Origin of the sequence: uncultured Agitococcus sp., from assembly GCF_937920075.1 — a bacterium.
Taxonomy (GTDB): Bacteria; Pseudomonadota; Gammaproteobacteria; order Pseudomonadales; family Moraxellaceae; genus Agitococcus.
Map to the genome: position 1 here is coordinate 1 of NZ_CALETI010000211.1, position 6,783 is coordinate 6,783.

Consider the following 6,783-nt stretch of genomic DNA (forward strand, 5'->3'; position numbering starts at 1 on the left):
AGCTTTATTTTCCAATCTCATAATAATTTTTAGAAAATCTATTTGAGATTGTTCTAAAACGTGATATTCGGCAATATATTGCTTAATTAAATCTAAGTCCAAGCTATATCTTGATATTTTTAAAGGATAAAAATTTATGTCATTACAACTAAAGCCTAAGATAAAATTAATTTGTTTAACAAATACTGAATCAAAATCAACAAACTCATCATAAGAACCAAATGAAAAAACAATAATATTTTTTTCATTAAAAATACTTTTTGACTTTTGCAAAAAAGACAACCAATTATTATTTAACTCTTCATCACCTAAGACGGGAACCAATAGTATTAATAACTCTTCTGACATCTTAAATGTCGAATCAATATTTATATAGTCAACTTTAAAATATTGTGCTAACTCTTTGGCAACTACTTGAGCCGTACCTGACACATTACAATAAAAAATCATTATATCTCCTAGTTATAAATATCATTTTAGACAAGCCAATATCAGCATTGGCTTATCTAACTAGGTCGTTTAGTCAGCTTCACGCCATTGACCAAACATTGCATTCAACTGATTCTCTAGCTTTTCTTGCTCAGCAACATCAATTTTATGCTTATAATCACACATTAACTTAGAAGTAATTTTTTCAACTTCTTCAATACTTAGCTTTTCATCAGCATAGTTCATAAAAACCTCTCATTAAATAAAAAAAACTTACCACTTTTACAGTGAAACTAACTCTGAAAAAACTTCTTTACCTCCTATCAACATTCAAAAATTTAGATTTCTTCAATAGCGTACTTGTAACCTGAAGAGAAATAACACTGTCCCCCACATTTTTTACAACATGGCATAATCACCGCATCACTTTTTGGCATAATAATCGTAGTGGCCAAACATTTAATACATTTCACTTTCATCGCTTGTGGTTTAATCATCGTCTTAGCCCAAATACCCCTTTAACTCACTCTCAAGCTGCTGTTGCAAACTTTCGGGGTTAACAATTTTTAAATGCGGAATCCAATATCTCACCAGTGGTAAAATTTGTGTCACATGAGTAATTTTGCTCGACACCAACAAACCACCATCATCCAAAGACTTAATGACTTCTTGTTCGGGCAAAAGCTGACGCTGTTTAAAATGTAGTGCCACTTCACCATGCACACTCAAAATAACCTCTTGTTTTTGTTGGCCAAACCAAATACTTTCTTCATTTTCTAATTGTTTTAAAATGGTTGGCTCAAAATCAAATTCACCTAACTCAGCCTTTGGCTGAGGCTGTGAAATTCGACTCATACGATAAGCCCTTAACTGATTGTTACTCACAGCCGCCAAATACCAACAACCATGATGATGAATAATACGATATGGCTGCACGAGGCGCGGCTGATGTTTATAAACAAACTCAACCTGATAACGTGCTTGAATGGCCGCTTTAAAAACACTGAGAGTGTCACTAAACAATGACGCATCTTCAAAAAAATAACCTTTAGCCGAATACACGCTATTGGCACGACTATCCAAAATTTCGCGCAAAAAAGACTTGTCTAACTTGGGATATAAATTGGCAAAACCCGAAATTTGAGCAAAATTTTTAATATCTTGATACGTGAGCTTGCCCAAATAATGGCTAGGCAAAAAATAACTATCGCCCTCTATCTCAAAAGGCAAAAAGGCAAGACGCTCATTTAAATCTCGGCTAATGGTACGCGGATGGGTTTGATATTCTTCGGCAAGACTTTTAATACTTAATTTTTCGCCCATATTTAAGCGTGTCAAAATATCTGCTAAACGATAAGAGACTTTTTCATTTTTTGAAAACGCTTGTTCCATGACTCAACCTGTTTTGTGCTTATTTATACCGATTATCCATAACCTTTTGACAGGTTGTGTCGCTGTAACGATGTTTTTGATATTTCTTAGCAAAAACTTACTTAGAATTTACTGAGGTTTAGTCTGTACGTCAATATGTTATGACAAGCTTGTTTAAAACTCTTTTTGCAGGACTTTTTCACTCAATACACCACATGACTTTTCACAAGCCCCCCACCTATACTATATTTGACGGCAAAAATACGCGGAGCAAATCATGGCCACAGCACGTCAAGTCACGTTTATCAGTGAAGCCGACTATCTGAAGCTAGAAAAAACATCAGACATCAAACATGAATATATTGATGGCCAAATTTATGCCATGTCTGGCGCAAGTAATAACCATAATTTATTAGCAGGCAATATACACACCGCACTCAACGTGCATTTAAAAGGCAGCCCTTGCCGTCCCTACATATCAGACATGAAAGTACGCATTGCTAATGGTAGTAAATATTATTACCCCGATGTGTTGGTCAACTGCACCAAACTGTCAGGCGATAGCTATTACACCGAAACACCAAGCATTATTGTTGAAGTATTATCTAAATCAACACGGCGAAGTGATGAAACTACAAAGCGTATGGCTTATATGCAAATTGACTCATTACAAGAATATGTTTTGATAGAGCAAGATATTGGCAAAATTGCCATTATGCGCCGTAGCGGTGGTTGGATAACCGAAAACTATTATTTGGGTGATGATTTTATACTGCACTCTATTGGATTAACAGTATCGGTTGCAGATATTTATGATGGCATAGAAAATGATGATGTTATTGAATGGTTAGCACAAAAAGCAACACAATAAAAAACAATATCCCCCCTCGCCCTACACAAAATACGCTTGTATAGTTAGGCTCTAATAATTTTAACCTAACGAGACAACCATAATGAGCATGATGCAACAACCTTTATTAATTTCTTCTTTAATCGAACACGCAATTGTTAATCATCCCAATGCCGAAATTGTTAGCCGTCAAGTTGAAGGCGGTATTTTTAAATATACCTATAGCGAAGCGGCAAAACGCGCAAAGCAAGTTGCCAATGCCCTCACCCAAAAATTAGGCATTCAACAAGGCGACCGTATTGGCACGTTGGCATGGAATACTTATCGTCATTACGAATTATATTTTGGCATTAGTGGCATTGGTGCAATTACCCACACCATTAACCCACGTTTATTTCCTGAACAAATTATTTATATTATTAATCATGCGGCTGATCGTTTTATTTTTGTCGATTTAACCTTTTTACCCTTACTCGAAGCGGTCGCCAGCCATATTAGCAAGGTGGAAAGTGTGGTGGTGTTAACCGACAAAGCGCACATGCCAGCCAGTAGCAAATTAAACAATTTATTATGTTATGAAGAATTAATTGCCGATGCCAGTCCCGAATACACATGGCCAGCTTTAGACGAAAATGCCGATGCGGCTTTATGTTATACCTCTGGCACAACGGGCAATCCTAAAGGGGTAATGTACACTCATCGCTCCACCGTATTACACGCGATGGCTGCTGCCCAATATAATGCTTTAAACATTACCCCTGACACGATTTTATTACCTGTTGTACCAATGTTTCACGTTAACGCATGGGGAACACCCTATGCCGCGACGATGATGGGCGCAAAATTGGTATTACCTGCACATGGGATGGATGGTGCGTCGTTATATGAATTAATTAATGGTGAACAAGCCAATTTATTGTTGGGTGTGCCAACTGTTTGGTTAGGTTTATTAAATTATTTAGATTCGATTAATGCCAAATTAGACTCGGTTAAAAATGTGGTGGTTGGCGGTTCGGCTGCACCATTGTCGATGATTAAAGCCTTCCAAGAAAAACACGATGCCTTTTTGATTCACGCATGGGGTATGACCGAATTAAGCCCCTTGGGTACAGTCAACAGCATGACCCGCAACATGGCTGCCCTACCCTTAGAACAACGTTATCAAGCTCAATTAAAACAAGGCCGCCCTGTTTATGGAGTGGAGATTAAAATTGTTGATGATGCTGGCAAAGAATTAGCACGTGATGGCAAAGCCTTTGGCCGCTTATTGGTCAGAGGCCCGTGGGTGGTGGATAGCTACTACTTAAATGAGGATAGAAAATCCTTTGTAGATGGTTGGTTTGATACAGGTGATGTGGCCACGATTGACAGTGATAACACCATGCAAATCGTTGATCGCTCTAAAGACGTGATTAAATCAGGCGGTGAATGGATTAGCTCGATTGATTTAGAAAATGCGGCGGTGGGTCATCCTGCCCTTAAAGAATGCTGTGTAATTGGTGTTTACCATCCAAAATGGGATGAACGTCCGTTGTTATTAGCCATCAAAAAAGACGGTGCAGAAGTCACTGAAGCCGACGTCATTAACTATTTAAGTGACAAAGTCGCTAAATGGCAATTACCTGATGCTGTGGTTTTTGTGCCCGATTTACCCCACACCGCAACAGGTAAATTATTAAAAACAGGCGTTAGAGAAACGTATAAGAACTATTTAGTAGAAAGTGGCAAGGCTTGATACTCAACTTTATTTTTTGATGCCGTCCCCTCTCCTCTTAGGAGAGGGCTAGGGTGAGGTCGTCACGCTCTAATCATCCCTCTTTCCCACAACAGCTTAAATCCTTGTTGAATATTAGTTAATAACGATGCGGGTGCTCCAATCTGCTGGAGTTGTTGCAATATGTCATCAACACTCATTGAACCGTCAACATGGCTTAACAAATTGGCAAAACCTTCAGCCAACTCAGCAGTATCATGCTCAATATGGGGTTCGCACAACGAAACCATCGCCACTTTTGCTTTAGCAACAAATAAATGTGCTTCACCTTGTGTCCACAGTTGTTGACGTTGTATCGCCAATAAAGGCTGTTTGTTTAAAGACCGCCACAGTTCAGCGCCAGAACAGGGACACAATGCTTGTTTGAGTTGTTGATACGGCAAGGGCAACAATGACGCACTGACATAATCCGCAATGGTGATTTTGGCTTGGCTATTAAATGGCTCAGATTGATTCGTTGCTATTTCTTGCTCATTGATTACTGCTTGTTTTAATAGGCGACTGGTACTCGCCATGCCCAATTCTGCATCTAATACTGCGACTAACAACGATAACTCTTGTAAGTCTATTTGAGGTTGGGCAATTAATTGTTGGCGTAAACGGGTGGCAAAATAGACAATACGGTCATTGGGTGCTTGCAACATGGTTTGGCTATCCACTAATTGTTTTAACAATGCCAAGCCATTGCTTAATGAAGAAACCAAACTAAAGGTTAAAGGTAAACTGCGACACCATTGCGACAAAATTAAATCAACCCGCACCCGCACATCCAACGCCAAAGCATGAGGATTAATTCCTATAAAATCAGCTTGCTCTTGTGTGCTTAATTGATAATTGGCAAATAATTTTTGTGGTTGTGTCGCAAACAACTGACGTACCTTGTCATTAAATACTAAATCAAATAATAGCCGTTCTTGATTAGCAAAATTATTTGTTTTGAGATTCAGTCCTTCGCCACAACCCTCTGCCAATAAGGGGGGGGCTTGATTTTGTTGAACAAATGGCTGCCCTTGCACCACCGCCACCAGCTCAGGATTTTTACTTTTTTTAATAATTAACTGTCTGATTTTAGCTAATACTTGCAAAATCTGTTGTTCGTCTTGTACTCCTTCACACTCATAACAGACTGCTTTTAAATTGGGTAGTTTTGGCAATAACTCTTTGAGCATTGTCCATGTTTGTTCCACAATCGCACACTCATGGGCATCAACATAAATATCGCCTTGTTCGGTCTGTTTAATACGCCCACCTGCGATATGTACTTCAATCACTCGTTCAGCAGGAAAATCTTGCCATTGCGATAAAATGCGTTGACCACTGGCCAATTCATAAGACACTAAATGCCCCATATCTAATAAAATCGCACAGTCAGTTTGCGTCGCCAAACGACCAAAAAACGTCATCAGCGGCATTGTGCCAACCATAAAAGTCATGGGTGGTGGTTCAATGGCAACAGGCACAGACATAAACGCTTGTACTTCTTGCACACGTTCAATGGCTAATTGCAACGATACTTCATTTAAAATGGGTGGCAAAAAATAGCCTAATTGTGTGGAGTAACTTGCGCCACTTTGCCAAAAACAATAGGCACAATCTTGGGCAAACCATGCCGATTTTACTTGATAGATATGCTGTGCGGCTGTTTGCAGCCATGCGCTGTCATTGGCAAAAGAGCCACAAAAATTAATATAAGAGGGATGATATAAAACTGGTGCGCCTGCTTGATGGATACGTTGTATTTGTGGCCAGACACTTTGCACATCGGCTAAGCCAGCATATTCAACAAAACTTGCCCCTAAAGGATGTTTGACTAAATTAACAGGGTCAGGCTGTGAAGCTAGACTGAGGCTAATACCTAAACCAAGTGTGGGAAGTTGAGCTAGAGTCATGTTTTGCGCTTTGAAAGATTATTTTTCGTATCAGTTTATCATTAATGGCAATTTTACAGTATTGGTATTAATCAAACGAATTGTCTAGCTCAATATCAATTATTTTAAATTTCATAAAGGGCTTAGGTAAGAGCTTAATTTACAGGCTCACAAATTATGCAATCAGCCTGTAAATTAAACTGTGTAAACGCTTAACTTTATCTACCCTACTAGAGGGTATAAATTGAGGCGTTATTTATGGAACACAAGCTGCCTGAAATAGTGTCCTGTTTTACTTGACCATTACACCTTTTGACTGGCCTGAGCTTAGTATATTCAGAATTTCCGATGAACAGGCTTCTAAAGTATTTTTTAATTGTTCTAAACTTAACATATACCCTCCATCGAAAAACCTAACTTTAACGCTAAGAGGTAGCACCCCTCAACAAACTACAACCTGAGATTGACCTCAGAACCATTCAAAAATACAC

The 6,783-nt window shown here is 38.7% G+C and carries 6 protein-coding genes; 2 read left to right on the forward strand and 4 right to left on the reverse strand.

The genetic code is table 11. From position 1 onward, the window contains the following. The 3 genes from Q0212_RS07765 to Q0212_RS07775 form a co-directional block, all read right to left on the reverse strand. The coding region (locus Q0212_RS07765) for a hypothetical protein (protein WP_297924219.1) at nt 1–450 on the reverse strand (450 nt) is incomplete at its 3' end. Nucleotides 451–519: 69 nt separating this feature from the next. Then, nucleotides 520–675, reverse strand: coding sequence for a hypothetical protein (locus Q0212_RS07770; protein WP_297924221.1), 156 nt, complete (start codon nt 673–675; stop codon nt 520–522). Between the two features lie 255 nt (nt 676–930). Then, nucleotides 931–1,821, reverse strand: coding sequence for a YafY family protein (locus Q0212_RS07775; protein WP_297924223.1), 891 nt, complete (start codon nt 1,819–1,821; stop codon nt 931–933). A 256-nt stretch (nt 1,822–2,077) separates the two neighbouring features. Here Q0212_RS07775 and Q0212_RS07780 point away from each other — a divergent pair, with 256 nt between their 5' ends. Next, nucleotides 2,078–2,671 carry a Uma2 family endonuclease gene (locus tag Q0212_RS07780; RefSeq protein ID WP_297924225.1) on the forward strand — a complete coding sequence of 198 codons (594 nt, stop codon included), beginning with the start codon at nt 2,078–2,080 and terminating at the stop codon, nt 2,669–2,671. A gap of 82 nt (nt 2,672–2,753) precedes the next feature. Then, complete coding sequence (locus Q0212_RS07785; RefSeq protein ID WP_297924226.1) at nt 2,754–4,385, forward strand: long-chain-fatty-acid--CoA ligase; 1,632 nt, start codon at nt 2,754–2,756, stop codon at nt 4,383–4,385. Nucleotides 4,386–4,447: 62 nt separating this feature from the next. Here Q0212_RS07785 and Q0212_RS07790 read toward each other — a convergent pair whose 3' ends face one another. Continuing rightward, nucleotides 4,448–6,313: a DUF692 family multinuclear iron-containing protein gene (locus tag Q0212_RS07790; protein ID WP_297924228.1), complete on the reverse strand. Its 1,866-nt coding sequence runs from the start codon at nt 6,311–6,313 to the stop codon at nt 4,448–4,450. Between the last annotated feature and the right edge of the window lie 470 nt (nt 6,314–6,783).

Bases quoted from the DNA above. Each gene is read 5' to 3' on its own strand.
- Q0212_RS07770 (WP_297924221.1), bottom strand. From the start codon at position 675: ATGAACTATGCTGATGAAAAGCTAAGTATTGAAGAAGTTGAAAAAATT.
- Q0212_RS07775 (WP_297924223.1), bottom strand. From the start codon at position 1,821: ATGGAACAAGCGTTTTCAAAAAATGAAAAAGTCTCTTATCGTTTAGCA.
- Q0212_RS07780 (WP_297924225.1), top strand. From the start codon at position 2,078: ATGGCCACAGCACGTCAAGTCACGTTTATCAGTGAAGCCGACTATCTG.
- Q0212_RS07785 (WP_297924226.1), top strand. From the start codon at position 2,754: ATGAGCATGATGCAACAACCTTTATTAATTTCTTCTTTAATCGAACAC.
- Q0212_RS07790 (WP_297924228.1), bottom strand. From the start codon at position 6,313: ATGACTCTAGCTCAACTTCCCACACTTGGTTTAGGTATTAGCCTCAGT.